Below are 19,709 nucleotides of genomic sequence, written 5' to 3'. Positions count from 1 at the left end.
TGCCCTCGCCGGGCAGACCACCGTCGCCGTTAGGCCAGCTCCGCCGCGCCGAAGGAGACGTCGAACCGGTCGCACCAGATGGTCACGCTCGTGTAGTCCGCGAGCTGCACGTCAGCGGGGATCGGGTAGTTCTGGTCGCCCTTGTTGCCCTTGAGCTTGCCGAGGCTGACGTACTTCCCGTCGTCGAAAACGTGCCAGCCCGCCTTGCCTTCCTTCACGGGGGCATCGGTCAGCCAAACCCGCAGGTCCGGGCCGTTGCTGGTATCCAGGTTCTCCAGCCGGAGCGTCCGTGACCCGTCGGGAAGCTGCACGATCCTGGCCCTGCCGGTGGTCGTGTGCTCGTGGCTGATCAGCCCTCCCTGAGCGACGGTACGGGGTCCGGCCGGTGCGGACGGCGTGGCCGTGGAGCCGGCCGAGGGCGAAGCGGCAGGCGCCGGCGGCAGGGCCGACGTGCTCGGGAGTGCCTCGCTGACCTTCTCGTCCGTCCACAGCTTCCAGGGCTGGAACCAGTAAAGGCCGACGCCCGCCAGCACCACTGCTGCCACCACCGCGCTGAGAACCAGTGCCCGCCGCTTCCCGTTCCGTGCCACCACTGCGACCTTCCCTCCGGTTACCTGTGATCCAGACCGATTCAACCCCGGGGCCCGCCCCGGCCTCCAGCTCGGGCGGATGACGATTCCCTTACGTGCCGTTGCTGCCCGGCGGACCGAGGTGCGCGGCCGCACTGTTCGATGACCCGCGGCCGACGGGAGGCGCAGGCAGTGGCAGCGCTCGCCGTCCTCAACCGGGCCACGGGACCCCTGCGGGTCCACGACCTCTGCGAAGCCCTCGATCACGAACCGCTGCCGACGAACAACGAAGGCCCCCGCGCAGGACCGGCCCGGATGTGGTCCTGTGGTCCGACCGGCAGGTCGGATCGCGGGAGTCGGGGGAAGGACGCAGGATGGAAGCCCGGTCACTGCGGCAGTGCTCAGGCGAGTACGCAGGCAGCCTCACTGCTCGACTTGGCCGTCCGCAGACAGAAACGCGGTCCGGACGGCCCATCGCCCGAGACGCACGCGCAGCGCCACCCCGGAGACGACCGCGGCAGAGGCAGACGACCGGAGGAGAAGCCATGACCGTCACCGACCCGGCGACAGCACTGCGCGAGAGGTTCTCGGGCCAGGTTCTGCTGCCCGGGGAACCGGGCTATGACGAGGCCCGCGAGGTCTTCAACGCGCTGATCGACCGGCGGCCGGCGGTGATCGCCCGGTGCACGAGCACCGCGGACGTCGTGGCCGCCGTAGAGGTGGCCCGCGACCACCGGCTCGTCGTGGCGGTCCGAGGTGGCGGCCACAGCGTCGCCGGACTCAGCACCTGCGACGACGGCATGCTGATCGACCTCAGCGGGCTCAAGACGATCATCGTGGACCCCGTCGCACGGACGGCGCGGGCCGGCGGAGGCGTGTTGTGGGGCGAGTTCGACGCCGCCACGCAGGAACACGGCCTCCATACGCCCGGCGGTCGCGTCACCACCACGGGGATCGGCGGTTTCACCACCGGCGGCGGCTACGGCTGGACCTCCTGCACGTACGGACTGGCCTGCGACAACCTCCTCTCCGCCGAGGTCGTCCTCGCCGACGGAAGGGTGGTGCGCGCGAGCGAGGACGAACACGCCGACCTCTTCTGGGGCCTGCGCGGCGGCGGAGGCAACTTCGGCGTCGTCACCGAGTTCGAGTTCCGGCTGCACCCCCTCGGCCCGACCGTCCTGGCCGGGCTCGCGCTGTTCCCGATCGAGCGCGCGCCCGAGGTGCTGCGTGGCTGGCGGGACCGGGCCGACGCCGCACCCGACGAGCTCGCGACGGCGGTCGTGGTCCTGACCGCGCCGCCCGAGCCGTTCGTCCCCGAGGAACTGCGGGGCAAGCAGGTCCTGGGCATGGCGGCCATGTACGTCGGCGACGCCGACCGGGGCGCCGCCGTGATCCAGCCGCTCAAGGACCTCGGCCCCGCCGTCGACCTCATCGGCCCGATGCCGTACACCGCCTTCCAGGCCGTCACCGACGCCATGGCACCGTGGGGCGTCCGCAGCTACTGGCGCGGCGAGTACCTGCGCGAACTCGTCGACGACGCGATCGACACCTTCCTCGCCCGGGCCACGGAGGTCACCGCGCTCGGGGCACCCCTGAGCCAGGCGATCATCTTCCGCATCGGCCAGGGCGTCGCGGCGGTGGCCGACGGGGCGACCGCCTTCTCCCACCGCGACGCCCGCTATCTGTTCCACCCGATCTGCGTGTGGACGGACCCGGCCGACGACACCCGGATGATCGCGGCCGGCCGCGCCTTCGCGACCCTCATGCGGCCCTTCGCCACGGGGGCCTCCTACCTCAACTTCACGCCCGAACCGGACCGGGTGCACGAGGCCTACGGAGAGGACGCCTACGCACGCCTCACGGCGCTCAAGGACGCCTACGACCCGACCAACCTCTTCCACCTCAACCACAACATCCGTCCGAGCAGCGGCGCAGACTCGTAGAGGCCCCTGCCCCCACCGCCCGACGCGCCGGGCGGCCCGCTGAGCACCCTTTGCCCTGACCGCGCCCACGACGACCTGACGGGCGCGGGACGGGGTCCAGGCCTAGCCTGGAACTGTCCCGGGCTGTCTCGGACTACGGGAGGCGTGATGACGTTCGTGCAGGTCATCGACTGCAAGACGAGCAGGGCCGATGAGTTGAACAGGCTGATGGACTCCTGGGTCGAGGCGACCCGGGGCAAGCGGACGGCAACCCATTCGATCGTGGGGCGCGACCGCGCCGACTCCACCCACGTGGTGGAGATCGTGGAGTTCCCCTCGTACGAGGAGGCGATGAAGAACTCGCACCTTCCGGAGACCGACCGGATCTTCCGGGAGATGGTGGCCCTGTGCGACGGCGAGCCGTCCTTCACGGACCTCGACGTGATGCGCGACGAGCAGCTGAACAAGAGCGTGGTGCGGAGCTTCTTCGAGGACGTGATCAACGCGGGGAACGTCGACGCCGCGGATGCGATCTGCACCGCCGACTACCAGGAGCACGACCCCTCCCTGTCCTCGTACGACGTGGGGCTCGAGCAGGCCAAGGCCGAGAACCGGGAGACCATGGCGGCCTTCGAGCCGCAGGCCACCATCGAGAGCATGGTCGCCGAGGGTGACACGGTGTGCGTCCGGGCGTCCTTCAAGGGACGCCACGTGGCCGCGTACCAAGGCATGGAAGCCACCGGCCGCGAGGTCTCGGGAACCGCGCACGCGACCTTCCGCTGCGCAGGCGGCAAGATCGCGGAAAGCTGGTGGAACTTCGACGACCTCGGCCTGCTGAAGCAACTCGGCGCGGTGGAGGCCTGAACCGGGGCGGCGCCCGGGCAATCCGTACTCCCCGCCCACCCGCGTCCAGAGCCGCCGACGTCTCGTCCACTCCGTGCCGCCTCTGTCCAAGTGGCGGTCACGGCTCCTCGCCGCGATCCCTGCGGGCCCGCGTGCCCGGCTCGCGGCGGGTTGCACCCCGCCCACTCCGAAGGTGAGCCCGGTCACCGAACCGGGTGGCCTCCCGTGCGTAGCGTCGTGGGTGTGACGTTCCTGCGGCTGACGGGAAGGCGGGCGAGAGGCCATGATGCGGGCTGTGTGGAACGGCGTGGTGATCGCGGAGGCACCGGGCACCGTGGTGGTGGAGGGCAATCACTACTTCCCGCCCGGGTCGCTGCACCACGAGTACGTCGTCAGGAGCCGGAGCAGGTCGCTGTGCTTCTGGAAGGGCATCGCCCACTACTACACGCTGGAAGTCGGCGGGGTGACCAATCCGAACGCGGCCTGGTACTACCCCAGGCCCAGTCCCCTCGCCCGAAAGATCAAGGACCACGTGGCCTTCTGGCAGGGCGTCCGGATCGAAGGCACACCCGAACCGGCACCGGACAGCGGCACCAGGAACGGCACCGTGTGAGGGCCGGAGGCCAGGAGTGAGCGGCGCAAGAGGTGGCGCACGGCCACGACGGCCTGCATCGCGGCCGCGGGGCGCAGCAGGGTGGGGCGGGGCCGTTCGGGCATCGTGCCGCGGCGGATGGCGATCGCGGTGACCGTGGCGATCGGCAGTGCCCAGGCCGCGACGGCCGCCGCGCGCAGCGGCCGGCTGGGTTCGTGAGTCAGGGTGAGCCAGGTCCAGAACGCGGCGTCGGCGAAGGTGTCGGCGTAGTCGCCGAACGGGGAGGCCGTCCCCTGGTGGCGGGCGAGGCGGCCGTCGGCGAGGTCGCCGGCGATGGCCAGTGCTCCGGACCAGCGGGAGGCTCCGCCGGGCAGGGCGGGGAGGTTGGCGCGGATCAGGGTCAGGACGTCGGCGGCGCTGAGGTGGGTACGGCCTTCGAGCAGGCCCAGGTGGATGGCGGAGAGGGCCCAGCTGACGCTCACCCAGCGGCGTCCCGGGCGTCTGCCGATGGCCAGGGTGAACAACACGGCGTGCAGGGCCGTGAGCTCGGCCAGTGCCGCGGGACGGCGGGCGGCCTGGCGCAGTGACCGGTGGGCGGCTCGCCCGAGGAAACGCATCGTGGCCTGCGGGGTGAGAGGTCCGCGGCGCAGACCGGCCAGCAGAGCGTCGGTGGCGGCGCGGCTGTCGGCCATGTCGGATACGGGGTCCACTGGCTGGTCCTCTCGCACTGTGCGTGATCGCTTGCCCCTCACGGTATGCATGCGATTGCTCGTTGACGGTGAGCGTGGTCACCGAGCCATGGACGTCATCAGCCCTAGCCTGGCGGTGCGACAGGAGAACCGGGACGGGGAAGGTGGAGAGGGACATGGCGTGGGCCGGTCGGCTGATGGCCGTGGGTGCGATGGGCGGTGCGGCGGCGGGCTATGTAGGGCTGGTGACCGGGGCTGTGCCCCTGGATCTCGGGGTGGGGCGGCGCACACGGCCTCTGGGGCCGCAGCACGTCGTCATCGCCGCACCGCGCGAGACGGTCTTCGAAGTGATCGCCCAGCCGTATCTGGGCCGGGCCACGCGGGCCATGCGCGAGAAGGTCGCGGTGCTGGAACGGGGCAGCGACATGGTGCTCGCCGCGCACCGCACGCCCGTCGCGGGCGGGCGGCTGACAGCGACGACCGTGGAGACCGTACGGTTCACCCGGCCGGAGCGGGTCGACTTCCGCCTGGTGCGCGGACCCGTCCCGGCGGTCGCAGAGACGTTCAACCTCACCGAGGAGGCCTCGGGTACGCGGCTGGTGTACCTCGGTGAGCTGGGCACCGACCTGTGGGCGCTCGGCCGCTGGTGGGGCGGTGTTGTCGCCCCACGCTGGGAGGCGACCGTCGCAGCATCGCTGTCAGCGGTCAAGCAGGAGGCGGAACGACGCGCGGCCCTCGGCTGAGCGGTTCCTGCCTGGCGAACCAGCACGGCGGTCACCGACGGCCGACGCCGCGGGCGACCATTGGCCATCCAGGCGCGGGGCAGCCCTGCCGGTCACCCCAGAGGGGACGCACCTCAGCCGTGGCCGAGGTCGGCGAGTGCGTCCTCCACGCCGCGGTGGAAGGTGGGGTAGGCGTAGATCATGTGGCGTAGCCGGTCGACGGGGATCTCAGCCTGTACGGCCACGGCCAGCCCGTAGAGGACTTCGCCGCCGGCCGGGCCGGCGGAAGTCGCCCCGATGAGGACTCCGCGGTCGGCGTCCTCGACGAGTTTGATCACGCCGTCGTTGCCGGCCTTGTGGATCCAGCCGCGTGCCGAGGACGGCACCCGCGCGGTGCCGGTGCGTACCCGCAGTCCCTGTTCGCGAGCCGCGTGTTCGGTCAGGCCGACGGAGCCGACCTCGGGGTCGGTGAAGGTGACCCGTGGCAGGGCCCGGTAGTCCGCGTCCGGTCCCGGCTCGCCGAGGATGTCGCGTACGGCGATCTCGGCCTGGTACATCGCGACATGCGTGAACATCCCCAGCCCGGTGACATCGCCGACGCCCCACAGTCGGTCTGCGGCGCGCATCTGCCCGTCGACGGTGAGGGTGCGGGCGCCGGGGTCGAGGCCGATGGCCTCCAGGCCGAGTCCGGCGAGGTAGGGGCGGCGTCCGGTGGCCACCAGCAGCTGCCGGCCGGTGAGCTCCTCCCCGCCGTCCAGGGTGAGGTGGAAGGTGGCGCCGAGGTGGTGGACCGCGGTGGCCCGGATCCCGGTGCGCACCGTGATGCCTTCGCTTCTGAGCACGTCGGCGACGAGTGCGCCCGCTTCGGGTTCCTCCGCGGGCAGCAGCCGCTCCATGGCCTCGACGACGGTGACGACCGTGCCGAATCGGGCGAACGCCTGAGCCAGCTCGACGCCGATGGCGCCGCCACCGAGCACCAGGAGGGACTCCGGGGGCTCCTTGGCAGCGACGGCCTGCCGGTTCGTCCAGTACGGCACGGCGTCCAGGCCCGGCACCGGCGGAATCTGCGGACGGCTCCCGGTGGCGAGCACCACGCCACGCCGTACGGCGAACACCTGGCCGTCGGCCTCCACCCGGCCGGGACCGGCGAGTCGCGCGTGCCCGCGGACGAAGCGTCCGCCCTTGCCGGTGAACCGGTCGACGGCCACCTGGTCGTTCCAGTCGTCGGTCGCCTCGTCGCGGATCCTGGCCGCGACCTGACCGAAGTCGGCCGTGACCTCGGCGCGCCCGGCCATGCCGGGGATGCGGCGGGCCTCGGCGAGGAGGTTGCCCGCGCGGATCATCATCTTGCTCGGGATACAGGCCCAGTACGGGCACTCACCCCCGACGAGTTCGGCCTCCACACCGACGGTCTCCAGTCCGGCCGCGGCCAGGCGCCCGGCGGCATGTTCACCGCCCACCCCCATGCCGATCACCACGACGTCCACTTCCCGCTCCCTCGCCATGAGGGCCTCCCTGGATCAGTTGTGCCGGTGTTGCGGTCCATGCCTGCCCCGTCCAGGCAGGGCTGTGTCGTTTGCGGGGGCCGTCCGGGCGGCCGGTGTCCTGCACGGGGCCGGCGCTCCTGGAGGCGCCCCAGATCAGCGTGGTGGTCGCACTGCTGATCGTCCCGCGCGCGAGACGGGGGTTCGGTGAGCGCGCTTACAGTTCTCGCCCCCATCAGGGGTCTACGTTCGGATCATGGTGCTGAGGATCGTGCTGGGCACGGTGTACACGGCGATGGCCATCGGGCAGCTCGCCTCCTTCGGCCGGATGCCGGGGGTCCTGTCCGCGTACGGGCTGGTGACCGGCGGCGGCGCGACCGCGCTGGCCATCGGCCTGATCATGGGCGAGCTGGTGTGCGGCGTCTGGTTCCTTAGCCGCCCCCGCTCCAGAGCTCTGGCACCGGTGTGGGTCTACACGGGCGTGTCGGTGGTGTGGACGGTTCTGGCGGCACAGGCGTACGCACGCGGGCTGACGGTGGCCAACTGCGGCTGCTTCGGGACCTACCTGACCCAGCGGCTGAGCTGGTTCGTCCTGGCTCAGGACGCCCTGACCCTGCTGTACGCGGGACTGCTGCTGCGCGCCGCCCGCACCGTGTCGGCCCGTGAGCCTGCGGACCGGGAGGAGGTGGGGCGTGGTGTCCGTATCCCGTGAACGATCCGGCCTGGGCGAGGTGGCGGCGGCCGTGGGAGCCGCACTGCTCATGGTGGCGTGCTGTGCGGGCCCGCTGCTGATGGCCGGCGGGGCGCTCCGCGCCGTCGGCGGGGTTCTGCGCAACCCGTGGCTGATCACGGTCGGAGTGGTGGTGCTCCTCATGGGGGCCGGCTACGTCCTGCGGTGCCGGGTCCGCCGTCGCCGTGGCACCGGAGATCAGGACCGCTGCCCGACCGTCCCAGGCCCGTCACTCGACGATGGCGATCCAGGCCCGCGCCGCCCGCCGAACCGTTGAGACCAGCCCCGCAGAAGGGAATCCGATGACTCAGGCATCCGCGCCCCGGCGCAAGGTGGACCGCGACGAAGTGTTCGTGGAGTTCACCAAATCGATCTGCCCGATGTGCAAGACGCCCGTCGACGCGCAGGTCAACATCCGCGAGAACAAGGTCTATCTACGCAAACGCTGCCGCGACCACGGCGAGTTCGAGGCACTCGTCTACGGGGACGCGGAGGAGTACCTGTCCTCGGCCCGGTACAACAAACCCGGCACCATCCCGCTCGCCTTCCAAACCGAGGTACGGGACGGCTGCCCGCTCGACTGCGGGCTGTGTCCGGAGCACAAACAGCACGCGTGCCTCGGCATCATCGAGGTCAACACCGGCTGCAACCTCGACTGCCCGATCTGCTTCGCCGACTCCGGCCACCAACCCGACGGTTACTCCATCACCCACGAGCAGTGCGAGCGGATGCTCGACACGTACGTGGAGTCCGAGGGTGAGGCGGAGGTGGTGATGTTCTCCGGTGGGGAACCCACCATCCACAAGCACATCCTCGACTTCATCGACCTCGCCCAGGCCCGCCCGATCAGGAACGTCACCCTCAACACCAACGGCATCCGCATGGCCACCGACAAGAACTTCGTCGCCGAGCTCGGCACACGCAACCGGGCGGCGGGCAAATCGCTGAACGTCTACCTCCAGTTCGACGGCTTCGAGGAGCGCACCCACCTGGAGATCCGGGGCCGCGACCTGCGTACGTTCAAGCAGCGCGCGCTGGACAACTGCGCGGAGGCCGGACTGACCGTCACCCTCGTCGCCGCCGTCGAGCGGGGCCTGAACGAGCACGAGCTCGGGGCGATCATCGAATACGGCATCGACCATCCCGCCGTACGCTCCGTCGCCTTCCAGCCGGTCACCCACTCCGGCCGGCACGTGCCGTTCGACCCGCTGAACCGGCTCACCAACCCCGACGTCATCCGGCTGATCAACGAGCAGCGGCCGGGCTGGTTCCGCAAGGGCGACTTCTTCCCCGTGCCCTGCTGCTTCCCCACCTGCCGCTCCATCACCTACCTGCTGGTCGACGGCGAACCGGGCAACCGCACCGTGGTGCCGATCCCCCGGCTGCTGAACGTGGAGGACTACCTCGACTACGTCAACAACCGGGTCCTGCCCGACGCCGGGATCCGCGAGGCCCTGGAGAAGCTGTGGTCAGCCTCCGCGTTCATGGGCACGGCCACCACCGAGGAGAAGCTGCGGGCCACCGCCGAAGCCCTGGACTGCACGGACAGTTGCGGCATCGACCTGCCCCAGGCCGTGAAGAACCTCAACGACAAAACGTTCATGATCGTCGTCCAGGACTTCCAGGACCCCTACACCCTCAACGTCAAACAGCTGATGAAGTGCTGCGTCGAGGAGATCACCCCGGACGGCAGGCTCATCCCGTTCTGCGCGTACAACTCCGTCGGCTACCGCGAACAGGTCCGCGCCGAACTCTCCGGCGTGCCCGTCGCCCCGCTCGCCCCGAACGCCCTGCCGCTCGCCGACCGCCTGACGACCACCCCGCACGGTTCGAAGACCGCGCACACCATGAGCGAAGAAGCGGAGTTCTCGTCATGACCCGGCCGCCTGACGATCAGGACCTGAAGGCGTGCTGTGCCGCCGCGTACTCCTCGGACGTCGTCGCCCTGCTCCTCGGCGCGTCGTACCACCCCGGCGGTACGGCCCTGACCCGCCGCCTCGCCGACGGCCTCGCTCTGACTCCGGAGGCGCGGGTGCTCGATGTCGCCTCCGGGCGTGGCACCACCGCCCTGCTCCTGGCCGACGCCTACGGCTGCGACGTCGACGGGGTGGACTACGCGCCGGCGAACACCGCCCTCGCCCAGGGTGCCGCGCAGGCCGCGGGGCTCGCCGACCGGGCCCGGTTCACGACCGGGGACGCCGAGCATCTCCCCTACCCAGACGGGGTGTTCGATGCGGTGGTGTGTGAGTGCGCGCTGTGCACCTTCCCCGACAAGGCCCGAGCGGCAGCCGAGTTCGCCCGCGTCCTGAAGCCCGGCGGTCGGCTCGGCATCACCGACGTCACCGCCGAAACCGCCCGCCTCCCGCCCGAACTCGCCGGCCTCGGCGCCCGTATCGCCTGCATCGCCGACGCCCGGCCGCTCCCGCAGTACGCCCAGATCCTGGCCGCCGCAGGACTACGTACCCTGCGCACCGAGCGGCACGACGCCGCGATGCTCCGCATGATCGACCAGATCGAGGCACGGCTGAACCTGCTGCGCATCACCGCCGCGGCCCGCCTCGCCGAGGCTGGCGTGGACCTCACGGCGGCGCCCGCCGTCCTGGAGGCGGCCCGCGCGGCGGTGGTGGACGGAGTCCTGGGGTACGCCTTGCTGATTGCGGAAAGGGACCCTGGGGTCGCCTGACCCGGCCACGAAGCGGGCGGCGGCCACGAGCGTTCCGAGATCCCCCTCGAAGTCGCGGCAGCCCCCACGAAGTCCTCCCTCGATCTTGACGCCACCTAGGACGCCTGTCCTAGAGTGGCGATCACGACTGGGACAGGTGTCCTAGCGACAGGTGGGGACTGTGAGGTTGCGCGGTGGCCGGGAGCACAGGTAGCCAGATCGTCGATGCCGCGAACCGGCTCTTCTACGAGAAGGGCTTCGAGCACACGTCGTTCGCGGCGATCGCCGAGGCAGTGGGCATCTCGCGGGGCAACTTCTACCACCACTTCAAGACCAAGGACGAGATCCTCGGCGCGGTCATAGAAGCCCGACTCCGGAGCACGCGCGCGATGCTCGCGGAGTGGGACCGGGACGAACCAGGTCCCGCTGAGCGGGTGCGGCGCTTCGTCGAGATCGTCATCACCAACGGTGCGGACATCCGGAACTACGGCTGCCCGGTCGGAACCCTCACCAACGAACTCGCCAAACTCGATCACCCCGCACGCCGCCAGGCCGTCGGCGTCTTCGAGCTGTTCCGGACGTGGCTGCGGGAGCAGTTCGAGGCACTCGGGTCCACGGCCGAGGCCGACGAGCACGCGATGCACGTCCTGGCCTTCAGCCAGGGCGTGGCCACGCTGTCCAACGCCTTCCACGACGGCGAGTTCGTACAGCGCGAGGTCAACCGTCTCCACGACTGGCTCGACGAGTGCCTCGCGGATCACACGTCACCGCGCTCCCGCCACTGAGCCGCCCGGCCACACCACCAGCAAACGAAGGAGATTCGAGTGTTCGTCGTCCTGCTCCGATTCGCCACCAACAAGAGCCAGGCTCCGGATCACATGGCAGGCCATCAGGCATGGATCCGGCAAGGCATGGATGACGGGATCTTCCTGCTGATCGGAGGCATACAGCCCGGACAGGGCGGTGCCGTGCTGGCCCACAACACGACCCTGGACGTCCTGCGACAGCGCGTTGCGGCCGATCCGTTCGTCGCCCACGAGGTCGTCTCGGCCGAGATCATCGAGATCGCCCCGAACCTCACCGATCCGCGGCTCGCATTCCTGGCGGGCTGAACCCACGACCGGGGCCTGCTCGCGGAGACCCGCGCCGCCCGGCGGCGAATTCGTCAGGCCCCGTCGGGAGGAGGCAGGTCTCGCAGATGGCGTGCCTGGGTGTCGTAGTCGCTGAGAACGTGTCTGAGCTGTTCCAGTGAATCCTCGGGGATGTCGGAGGGAGCGGACTCGGCCACGAAGCGGGCTGCGGCCACCAGTGCCGCGAACTCGAAGGCGTGGCCGGTCGCACGCAGGACCCCGGGCCGGGCCCACTCCAGGTGCACGATCAGCCCTTCGAGGCGAGGTAGTTCTTGATCTCACTCAGTTCGCGCTCGAAGTCGTCGTAGTCCTCACGGACCCCGTTGAGGTACGCGCTCCAGCCGAGGCTGTTCTTCGCGTAGTGGACGGCTTCCTGGATCTCCTCGTCGGTGGCCCCGAACAGCTTCGCGGCCTCGGTGTGGAAGAGCGTGCAGTAACGGCACTTCGTCTCGGAGTGCAACGCGATCCCGATGAGCTCCTTGTACTTGTTCGGGATGAGCGTCTCGCCGAGCTCGAGCTTCTTGAAGATCTCCCACTCGTAATCCATCAGGTCATCGGGGATGCGGGAGAAGAAATGAGGCACAAGGCCCAGGGTCTCCTTGATCTCCGCCTCGACCTCGCTCCGGGTACGGCCCGCCATGGCGACCACTCCTCTCAGCCGAGCGAAACCGACACCCCTCCTTCCACGCTAGAGCGCGCCTCCGGCAGCCGCGACTCCTGCCGCGGCCGCCTCGCCGCGTCACTTGGGCGGCAGGTCGGCGGCGAACGCATGACCTTGATCGATCCAGCCGGCCAGATCCTCGTCCTCGGAAAGGGCGGACGTGGCGACGACGACCCAGCCGCGCATCGGGCGACCGGTGAAGTCGAAGGGCCTCGTCCCGGGCCGCGCGAGTGCGGCGGTGGTGGCGTCCGGGCCGACCCGGACCATGAGCTCGTCCCCGATCACGCCCACGGCCATGTTGCCGGCGTGCAGGAACGCCAGGCCGCCGAACATCCGCTTCTCCGTGATGGCCGGATCCGTGCCGAAGTGGGCCCGGATCCGTTCCGCCAGTCCCTCGTCGAACGCCATGACCGCCCTCGCCCTCAGTCCTGCGACGCGCTCAGCCGCCGCTCCAGGTCCCGCAGGTCCTTGACCAGCGAGGATCGCACCCTGCGCCCCATCAGCGGCGCCGCGAGCCCGTAAAGGCCGGACGCGTCACCCCGTACACGGATCCGGGCGAGCGTGCCGCCGTCCGCGGACGGGGTGAAGGTGTAGGTCACGTGCATCGGCATCGGGCCCGCGACCGACACCATGTCCAGCAGCCTCGGGGGCTCGTACGCGGCGACGCGCAGCACGTAGTCGATCCGCCGGCCCAGGAAGTACGCGGTCCGCGTCACCTCGGCCCCGACCCCGAAACCACCGCCGTCGGCCTCCCGGGTCAGCTCCGCCGTACGGATGCCCTGGGTCCACTCGGCGTCATGGCGCCAGTCCATCGCGTACCCGGCCACCTGCTCGCACGGCAGCGGCAGCACCCGCTCCACGGTCACGTCGATTCCCATCGGCTGCCCCTACTCGCCTTCCCGCCGGGACCCACCTCCATGGACCCACCCCCTTGGGGCTGCGGCAACCGGGGCCCGCGCGTGACTACCAGCGCGTAGGTAAGGACGGTCACATACCGCCCAGGGCGGGCGTCCTAGCGTCGGCGGTGGAAGCGACAGAACGAACGCACCGGATGGGACGATCATCATGACCACGGCAGCACACGTATCCCCGAAGACCGCCGCGATTCCGGTATACGCCGTCTGGGGCGCCGCGGCCGGACTCGTCGGCGGCGTCGGCATGGGCATCTGGATGTCGGTGTCCCGGCCCGCCATGGACACCGCGATGATCACGATGGTCGCGGGACTGCTCGGCTCCACCAACGCCCTCGTCGGTTGGCTGGTCCACCTCTCCATCGCCCTGTTCGCCGGCACCACGTTCGGCATCGTCTTCGGCCACCTCGCGCAGCGCCTCGTGCCCGCGGTCGTGCTCGGCCTGGTCTACGGCGCGGTGTGGTGGACCCTCGGGGCTCTGTGGATCATGCCGGCCAACATGGGCATGCCCGTCTTCGCATGGAACGACGTCACCGCCTCCAGCCTGGGCGCCCACCTCGTCTTCGGCCTGCTGGCCGGCCTCACCTTCGCCACCATCGCCCGGAGTGCGGGCCGACCGGCCGGACCGCGGGATGACCACGCCGATACCACCGACGGCGTCCGCACCCGGCCCCCGCGCGCCGCTCCGGGGCGCCGAACCCCGCGCCGGTGCCCCGCAGGACTACTGTCTGGCCCACGGCGCGGGCGCGCTGGCCAGTCCGCCCTGGGGGACAGCGCCCCCACCCTGGGCACCGGGACGACGCGAGGAAGCGCACCACATGAACCACGCCGGCGACGACGCCGAGAAGACCTTCTGCATCTCCGAGGTCGACATCTTCACCGACCTGACCGAAGCGGAGATGGACGCGATCGCCGCCGCGGCCCCCATGAAGTCCTGCGGCGCCGGTGAACTGCTCTACTCCCCCGCCCAGCCCTCCGAGGTGCTCTTCATCCTCAAAAGGGGCCGGGTACGCATCTTCCGGGTCTCCGCCGAGGGCCGCGCGCTCACCACTGCGATCATCCGGCCGGGCACGATCTTCGGCGAGATGGTCCTGCTCGGGCAGCGCATGTACGACAACTTCGCCGAAGCCCTCGACGACGTCACCGTCTGCGTCATGAGCCGCGCCGACGTCCACCGCTTCCTGCTCTCCGATGCCCGCATCGCCGCCCGTATCACCGAGATCCTCGGCCGCCGCCTGACCGACCTCGAACAGCGCCTCTCGGACAGCGTCTTCAAGTCCGTCCCCCAGCGCATCGCCACCACCCTGCTCACCCTCGCCGCCGAGACCCGGCCCCGCGTCCTGGGAGCCCGCAGCCCCCAGATCGCGCTCACACACCAGCAGATCGCCGCACTCGCCGGAACCTCCCGCGAGACCACCACCAAGGTCCTGCGCGACTTCGCCGACCAGCACCTCATCCGCCTCGCCCGCGGCCACATCACCGTCCTCGACGCCGAACACCTCACCGACCACGCCGGCTGACATCAGCGAACCGTGAGCAGCAGGCCGCCCACCACCCGCAGCCCGGCGGACAGTTGAGCCGACCGCAAACAGGATCCTGGAGCCATGGAGATCGAAGTCCTGGTGGTGCCCGACTGTCCACACCGGCAACTTGCCGAGCAACGGCTACGCCAAGCTCTGGACGACGAGGGACTGGGCGCGACCGCCTTCGCCAGCCGGGTGATCACCGACGCGGCGGAGGCCGAGCGGTCCGGCTTCACCGGATCCCCGACCATCCTCATCAACGGCCGTGACCCGTTCGCCCACCCACACGCCACGCCGTCGCTCGCCTGCCGCATCTACCGTACGCCCGACGGCCTGTCCGGATCACCCAGCGTCGACCAGCTCCGACAGGCCCTCGCCACCGCCGTCCGCCGCGCGGACACCTGAGCAGTCCTATCGGATGCCTGCCTACGCGCACCACGGCCGGCGCCGCTCAGCCGGGGTGGATGTTCTTGTTGTGGTGGAAGGCGTTGCCGGGGTCGTACTTGGCCTTGATCTCGGCGAGTCGCCGGTGGGTGTGCTCCCCGTACGCTGCCCGGACCCGGCCTGCGCCATCGTCGGCGTCGAGGAAGTTGACGTAGACACCGGACGCGCGGTGCGGTTCGAGGGCCCGGAGGAAGCGGCGGGCCCACGCCGTCTCGGGCACGGCGTGCTCGGCGGACTCCCCGGGCAGCCAGACGGCGTCGATGACGATGTTGTGGACCGTGTCACGGCCGGCGAAGGCGGTGGCGTCGCGCGGGACCCGTGCCACGGCGCCGCCCAGGTGGAACATCGCCACGTACGAGCGCGGCGAGCCGGCGCGGTAGGTGTGGTCGGCGATGACGGCGATCGCGTCGTCGGAAAGGCCGGCCAGGTCCGTGGCCTTCCAGTAGTAGTGCCAGCCGTGCGGGGTCGTGTCGTCGAGGCCCGCCTGGAAGGCGGCGTACGGGGCGGGGCCGAGCAGGTCCACGAGCGGCTGTCGGAAGCGGCGCAAGGGGCGTACCGCGCGCTCGCCGTCCTCGACGGGGCCCGAGTAGCAGCAGGCGACGGCGACGGCCGGGCGCCAGTGCAGCTCCGGGGGCACGACCGGAAGCGGTGGGACGGTGCCGAGCCGGACGACGGTGCCCAGCGCGTCGGGTGCCGCGGCGGCGAACTCCCGGTAGAAGCGCAGCACGTCGGCGGTGTCCTCGGCCGGCCAGAAGACGGGGCCGGCCAGGACGGTCGGCCCGACCGGGTGCAGCGCGAACCGGAACAGGGTGACCACGCCGAAGTTGCCGCCGCCGCCCCGCAGCGCCCAGAACAGGTCGGGGTGCTCGTCGGCGGACGCCCGCAGGGCGCTGCCGTCCGCGGTGACCACCTCGGCGGCCAGCAGGTTGTCGACGGCGAGCCCGTACGTACGCATCAGGAAGCCGATGCCGCCGCCGAGGGTGAGCCCGGCGACGCCCGTGTGGCTGACGATCCCGCCGGTGGTGGCCAGGCCGTACGCCTGGGTCTCGTGGTCGACGTCGCCCCACAGTGCGCCGCCCTGGACGCGGGCGGTGTGGTCGGCGGGATCGACCGAGACGGCCCGCATCGCGGAGAGTTCGATGACGATGCCGTCGTCGCACACCGCGGTGCCGGCCACGTTGTGGCCGCCGCCCCGGACGGCGATCTCCAGGTCGTGTGCGCGGGCGAAGCGCACGGCCGCGGCCACGTCCGCGGTCCCGCCGCAGCGGGCGATCAGCCGGGGACGCCGGTCGACGGCGCCGTTCCAGATGGCGCGGGCGGTGTCGTACTCGGCGTGGTCGGCAGTGATCAGCCGGCCCCGGAAGCCATCGATCTGCAGGTCGGTCCGCACGGTGATCGCCTCCTCGGGAGGGTGCCCATCTCCATGGGATCACCGGTCGGCCGTGCCCGGGAAGTCAAGAATCTGGACTGCGGGGCCGGCCGGCGGGAGGGACACTGGTGCCGTGCGGAGCTATGGCCAGTACTGCCCCATCGCCCGCGGTGCCGAGATCTTCGCCGAGCGCTGGACGCCGGTGATCATCCGCAACCTGTACCTGGGCTGCGGAAGCTTCGGCGAGATCCTCGAAGGCGCCCCCGGGCTCTCCCGCACCCTGCTCTCGCAACGGCTCAAGCAGCTCGAACGGGCCGGGATCGTCAGTTCCGCACCCAAGGCCGACGGGCACGGCAGCCGGTACTCGCTCACGCCCTCCGGGCACGACCTGTTCAAGGTGTGCGTGTCGCTCGGCGAGTGGGGTGCCGCCTGGCTGGAGATCGCGCCCGAGCACCTCGATCCCTTCGTGGCGCTGTGGTCGATGTGCAACATGCTCCGCAAGGACCGGCTCCCGGACCGGCGGGTCGTGATCCGCTTCGATTTCACCGGTCGCCGACGCCCCGAGCGGTACTGGCTGCTGATCGACCACGGGGACACCGAGATCTGCAAGACCTACCCCGGCCTCGACGAGGACCTCTACATCACGGCGCAGGCCGAGGCCTTCGTCAAATGGCACGCGGGCCGGCAGGCCTGGGCCGAGGCCACCCGCGACGGCCGCATCCAACTCCACGGTCCCTCCGAGCTCGTACGTGCCTTCCCCACCTGGAACGCCCGCAGCGCCTTCGCCCGCATCACCCCAGTCCCCCGGGCCTCGGCGCACTGATCCAGCGGGCGGCGAGGAGCCCGGAAGCGGCCGTGAGGGCGGCGGCGGCAATGACGGTGGCGTTGAGGCCGAGCCAATCGGCCAGGACGCCTGCGATCAGAGCACCGGCCGCGTAGCCGATGTCCCGCCAGAAACGGTACGTACCGAGCGCGTTGGCCCGCCAGGCCGGATGGGCGTGGTCGGAGACGGACGCGATGAGGGCCGGATAGACCATGGCGGTCCCCAGGCCGAGCGCGACCGCGGACAGGATGCCGGCAAGCAGGGGCCGGTCCAGCAGGGCGAGGGCGATGACGAAGCCAGCGGCCTGGACGAGCATCCCGTGGACGATGAGCGGTTTGCGGCCGATGCGGTCGGCGAGGTGCCCGGAGGGGATCTGCCCGAGGCCCCAGAGGATCGGGTAGAGGCCCTTGATCAGGCCGACTGCGGCGAGCCCGAGGCCGTGGTCGGTGAAGAGCAGGGGGAAGACGCCCCAGGTGAGGCCGTCGTTGAGGTTGTTGATCAGACCGGCCTGGCTGGCGCCGCGCAGTGAGCGGTTGTGCCAGGAGGTGCGGGTGAAAGTGGCTTTGAGGCCGGTGTCCTCGCCGGTAGGCAACGGCTTGGCGTGGTGGGCGAGTTCGAGGGCGACGTGGGCGGCGGTGTCGCGGACGACGAGGGCCAGGGCGAGGCCCGCGGCGACGAAGACGACGCCGATGAGCTCGGGGACGGGGCGCAGGCCGTAGGCGGTGGCGAGGTAGCCGGTGAGCAGGGCGGTGACGCCGACCGCGGTGTAGCCGGCGGCCTCGTTCAGCCCGGTGGCGAGCCCGCGGCGGGCCGGGCCGACGAGGTCGATCTTCATGTTGACGGTCATCGACCAGGTCAGGCCCTGGTTGAGGCCGAGCAGTACGTTGGCGGCGACGATCCAGCCCCACGAGGGCGCCCAGGCGAGGGTGAAGGGGACGGGGATGCCGATCAGCCAGCCGGCCACCAGCAACTGCTTGCGTCGGAAGCGCGCCGTCAGCGCCCCGGCCGCCAGGTTCGTCAGGGCCTTGGTGAGACCGAACGCGATGATGAAGGAGAAGACGGCCAGGTCGCTGGTCAGGCCGAACGTCTCGGAGCCGATGAGCGGGACCGTGGTGCGTTCCAGGCCGACCAAGCCGCCGACGCAGATGTTGACGATGACCAGCAGGGTGAACTGCAGCCAGTTCTCGCGCAGGCCGAGGCGTACCGGACGACTGGTGGCGTCCGTCGGTGACGTCGAGGCGGGGGCAGCCTTCACGAGCGCGTGTCCTCCGTACCCTGAACGAGCTGCTCGTCGTGGGCGGCGGCGTAGTCGGCCGGTCCGCCGTCGAGTACGGCGACATCGGTGTGACCGGCGCGCTCGAGGAGGCTGGCGGCGGTCATGGCGCGCTCGCCGTGCCCGCAGGCCACGACCGCGCCCCCGGGGGCGTCCGCGGCCAAGCGGGTGAGGCCGCCGAGTTCGATGTGGACCGCGCCGGGGACATGTCCGGCGGCGAACTCCGACTCCTGCCGCACGTCGACATAGGGACGGTTGTCCGTCCGGTCCGCTGTGACGAACGCAGTGGTGGCAAGCCGGTGGCCGGCAGCGGTCCAAGCGCTCGTCCCGCCCGCGAGGCGGCCGGCGAGGCGCTCGTAGCCGATCTTGTACGCCTGCCAGACGATCTCGCCCAGGTCCTGGCCGTCGGCGGTAACGAAGACGAGCGGGGCGGTGTCGGGCAGGAGCCAGCCGAGCCAGGTGGCGAACTGGCCCCGCAGCGGTATGGAGAGCGATCCAGGTATGTGGCCGGCGGCGTAGTCGGCGGCCGGGCGTATGTCGACGACGTGGCCGCCGTCCGCGACCAGGGTGCGGACCTGCTCGGCGTAGAGCTCGTTCAGCAGCGGAGTGCTGGTGACAATGCCGGGGCCGCGCCGGTTGGCCTCGCCGAGCCGGTCGAAGTACGCGGGGTAGGTGCCCAGGCTCGCGATGAGCTGGGAGACGAAGGCGTCCTCGTCGGGTGCGGCGAGCAGCGGGTTGGCCCGCTTTTCCGCGCCGACGGTGGAGGTACGTTCGCTGCCCGGTGGGGCCGAGCAGAAGGAGCCGGCACCGTGCGTGGGCCACACGGCCGTCTCGTCCGGCAGGGCGGTCAGCCGCCTGAGGGAACGGTACTGGGCGCGGGCCAGCTCCTCCGTACGGTCGGCGCCGAGGAGGTCGGTACGGGCGGCGGAGTTCACGATCAGCGACCCACCGGTGAAAACGCCCAGCTCGGTCCGGCCGTCCAGCAGCAGGAAGGAGAGGTGCTCGTCGGTGTGGCCGGGGGTGGCGAGTGCCCGCAGGGTGAGCCCGCCGAGGTCGACGTCATCACCGTCGACGAGGCCCTGATGGTCGAAGGAGCGGTTGCCGGCGGCAGACGCCAGGATCGTGGCGCCGTGGTCGTGGCCGAGTTGGACGGCACCGGAGAGGAAGTCGGCGTGCAGATGAGTATCGGCGGCGTACGTCACGGTCAGACCGCGCCGCTCGGCGGCGGCATGCAAGGCACGCAGGTCACGGCTCGCGTCGACGGCGAGGGCGCGACCATCGCCCAGGTCGAGGAGGTAGGCGCTGTTGCCGAGTCCTTCGTCGACGAGGGGGATCAGGTGATCTTCGGGGAAACCCATCGAA

At 70.9% G+C, this 19,709-nt stretch carries 22 protein-coding genes and 1 pseudogene; 13 read left to right on the top strand and 10 right to left on the bottom strand.

Features of this window, described 5'->3' with window-relative positions; translation table 11 throughout:
* Positions 1-29: 29 nt before the first annotated feature.
* Complete coding sequence (locus BSL84_RS30440) at positions 30-590, bottom strand: DM13 domain-containing protein (RefSeq protein WP_234363565.1); 561 nt, start codon at positions 588-590, stop codon at positions 30-32.
* Between the two features lie 524 nt (positions 591-1,114).
* Here BSL84_RS30440 and BSL84_RS30435 point away from each other — a divergent pair.
* The 3 genes and pseudogenes from BSL84_RS30435 to BSL84_RS37205 all read left to right on the top strand — a co-directional run.
* A complete protein-coding gene (locus tag BSL84_RS30435) occupies positions 1,115-2,512 on the top strand; it encodes an FAD-binding oxidoreductase (RefSeq protein ID WP_075971663.1) in 1,398 nt (465 codons plus the stop codon).
* Positions 2,513-2,659: 147 nt separating this feature from the next.
* On the top strand, positions 2,660-3,355 hold the full coding sequence (locus BSL84_RS30430) for an ester cyclase (RefSeq protein ID WP_075971662.1): 696 nt from the start codon (positions 2,660-2,662) through the stop codon (positions 3,353-3,355).
* A gap of 262 nt (positions 3,356-3,617) precedes the next feature.
* Positions 3,618-3,821 (top strand): annotated as a pseudogene (locus BSL84_RS37205) (DUF427 domain-containing protein); the annotation flags it as partial.
* A 2-nt stretch (positions 3,822-3,823) separates the two neighbouring features.
* Here the strand turns inward: BSL84_RS37205 and BSL84_RS30420 are convergent.
* A complete protein-coding gene (locus BSL84_RS30420) occupies positions 3,824-4,636 on the bottom strand; it encodes a CDP-alcohol phosphatidyltransferase family protein (protein ID WP_234363564.1) in 813 nt (270 codons plus the stop codon).
* 155 nt (positions 4,637-4,791) lie between these two features.
* On the opposite strand from BSL84_RS30420, the gene BSL84_RS30415 reads away from it, so the two are divergent.
* Complete coding sequence (locus BSL84_RS30415) at positions 4,792-5,358, top strand: SRPBCC family protein (protein ID WP_075971660.1); 567 nt, start codon at positions 4,792-4,794, stop codon at positions 5,356-5,358.
* 113 nt (positions 5,359-5,471) lie between these two features.
* On the opposite strand, the gene BSL84_RS30410 is transcribed toward BSL84_RS30415, so the two are convergent.
* Positions 5,472-6,842: a dihydrolipoyl dehydrogenase family protein gene (locus BSL84_RS30410; protein ID WP_075971659.1), complete on the bottom strand. Its 1,371-nt coding sequence runs from the start codon at positions 6,840-6,842 to the stop codon at positions 5,472-5,474.
* A gap of 235 nt (positions 6,843-7,077) precedes the next feature.
* On the opposite strand from BSL84_RS30410, the gene BSL84_RS30405 reads away from it, so the two are divergent.
* The 6 genes from BSL84_RS30405 (at position 7,078) to BSL84_RS30380 (ending at position 11,325) form a co-directional block, all read left to right on the top strand.
* Positions 7,078-7,533, top strand: coding sequence for a MauE/DoxX family redox-associated membrane protein (locus BSL84_RS30405; RefSeq protein WP_075971658.1), 456 nt, complete (start codon positions 7,078-7,080; stop codon positions 7,531-7,533).
* Positions 7,514-7,828 carry a hypothetical protein gene (locus BSL84_RS30400; protein WP_075971657.1) on the top strand — a complete coding sequence of 105 codons (315 nt, stop codon included), beginning with the start codon at positions 7,514-7,516 and terminating at the stop codon, positions 7,826-7,828. Before BSL84_RS30405 ends, BSL84_RS30400 begins: the two co-directional genes overlap by 20 nt.
* Before the next feature lie 25 nt (positions 7,829-7,853).
* On the top strand, positions 7,854-9,428 hold the full coding sequence (locus tag BSL84_RS30395) for a radical SAM protein (protein WP_075971656.1): 1,575 nt from the start codon (positions 7,854-7,856) through the stop codon (positions 9,426-9,428).
* Complete coding sequence (locus tag BSL84_RS30390; RefSeq protein ID WP_075971655.1) at positions 9,425-10,234, top strand: class I SAM-dependent methyltransferase; 810 nt, start codon at positions 9,425-9,427, stop codon at positions 10,232-10,234. The genes BSL84_RS30395 and BSL84_RS30390 overlap by 4 nt, the downstream gene beginning before the upstream one ends.
* Positions 10,235-10,407: 173 nt before the next feature.
* On the top strand, positions 10,408-10,998 hold the full coding sequence (locus BSL84_RS30385) for a TetR/AcrR family transcriptional regulator (protein ID WP_075971654.1): 591 nt from the start codon (positions 10,408-10,410) through the stop codon (positions 10,996-10,998).
* A 39-nt stretch (positions 10,999-11,037) separates the two neighbouring features.
* Positions 11,038-11,325 carry a YciI family protein gene (locus tag BSL84_RS30380; protein ID WP_075971653.1) on the top strand — a complete coding sequence of 96 codons (288 nt, stop codon included), beginning with the start codon at positions 11,038-11,040 and terminating at the stop codon, positions 11,323-11,325.
* 53 nt (positions 11,326-11,378) lie between these two features.
* On the opposite strand, the gene BSL84_RS30375 is transcribed toward BSL84_RS30380, so the two are convergent.
* From BSL84_RS30375 to BSL84_RS30360, 4 genes are all read right to left on the bottom strand, one after another.
* Positions 11,379-11,588 carry a hypothetical protein gene (locus BSL84_RS30375; protein ID WP_075971652.1) on the bottom strand — a complete coding sequence of 70 codons (210 nt, stop codon included), beginning with the start codon at positions 11,586-11,588 and terminating at the stop codon, positions 11,379-11,381.
* A gap of 2 nt (positions 11,589-11,590) precedes the next feature.
* Positions 11,591-11,983, bottom strand: a complete 393-nt coding sequence (locus BSL84_RS30370) for a carboxymuconolactone decarboxylase family protein (RefSeq protein WP_075972316.1) — start codon at positions 11,981-11,983, stop codon at positions 11,591-11,593.
* A 99-nt stretch (positions 11,984-12,082) separates the two neighbouring features.
* The gene (locus BSL84_RS30365) at positions 12,083-12,412 is read right to left on the bottom strand and encodes a TfoX/Sxy family protein (RefSeq protein WP_075971651.1); all 330 of its coding nucleotides are present in this window, start codon (positions 12,410-12,412) and stop codon (positions 12,083-12,085) included.
* 14 nt (positions 12,413-12,426) lie between these two features.
* Entirely contained in the window at positions 12,427-12,882 is a 456-nt protein-coding gene (locus tag BSL84_RS30360; RefSeq protein WP_075971650.1) for an SRPBCC family protein, read from the bottom strand.
* Between the two features lie 851 nt (positions 12,883-13,733).
* Here BSL84_RS30360 and BSL84_RS30350 point away from each other — a divergent pair.
* Together BSL84_RS30350 and BSL84_RS30345 are read left to right on the top strand one after the other, a co-directional pair.
* Positions 13,734-14,435: a Crp/Fnr family transcriptional regulator gene (locus BSL84_RS30350; RefSeq protein WP_234363563.1), complete on the top strand. Its 702-nt coding sequence runs from the start codon at positions 13,734-13,736 to the stop codon at positions 14,433-14,435.
* A gap of 84 nt (positions 14,436-14,519) precedes the next feature.
* Complete coding sequence (locus tag BSL84_RS30345) at positions 14,520-14,843, top strand: DsbA family protein (RefSeq protein WP_075971649.1); 324 nt, start codon at positions 14,520-14,522, stop codon at positions 14,841-14,843.
* Positions 14,844-14,889: 46 nt separating this feature from the next.
* Here the strand turns inward: BSL84_RS30345 and BSL84_RS30340 are convergent, their stop codons facing one another.
* Positions 14,890-16,272 (bottom strand): FAD-binding oxidoreductase, encoded by a 1,383-nt coding sequence (locus BSL84_RS30340; RefSeq protein ID WP_234363562.1) that lies wholly within the window; start codon positions 16,270-16,272, stop codon positions 14,890-14,892.
* Positions 16,273-16,384: 112 nt separating this feature from the next.
* Between BSL84_RS30340 and BSL84_RS30335 the strand changes: the two genes are divergently transcribed.
* Positions 16,385-17,074 (top strand): winged helix-turn-helix transcriptional regulator, encoded by a 690-nt coding sequence (locus BSL84_RS30335; protein WP_075971647.1) that lies wholly within the window; start codon positions 16,385-16,387, stop codon positions 17,072-17,074.
* On the opposite strand, the gene BSL84_RS30330 is transcribed toward BSL84_RS30335, so the two are convergent.
* Together BSL84_RS30330 and BSL84_RS30325 are read right to left on the bottom strand one after the other, a co-directional pair.
* Positions 17,043-18,329, bottom strand: a complete 1,287-nt coding sequence (locus BSL84_RS30330; protein WP_075971646.1) for an MFS transporter — start codon at positions 18,327-18,329, stop codon at positions 17,043-17,045. The genes BSL84_RS30335 and BSL84_RS30330 overlap by 32 nt on opposite strands.
* Positions 18,326-19,705 carry an MBL fold metallo-hydrolase gene (locus BSL84_RS30325; protein ID WP_075971645.1) on the bottom strand — a complete coding sequence of 460 codons (1,380 nt, stop codon included), beginning with the start codon at positions 19,703-19,705 and terminating at the stop codon, positions 18,326-18,328. Before BSL84_RS30325 ends, BSL84_RS30330 begins: the two co-directional genes overlap by 4 nt.
* Positions 19,706-19,709 lie beyond the last annotated feature (4 nt).

Origin of the sequence: Streptomyces sp. TN58, assembly GCF_001941845.1 — a bacterium.
Taxonomy (GTDB): Bacteria; Actinomycetota; Actinomycetes; order Streptomycetales; family Streptomycetaceae; genus Streptomyces.
This window is presented reverse-complemented; position numbering and strand designations above follow the sequence as displayed.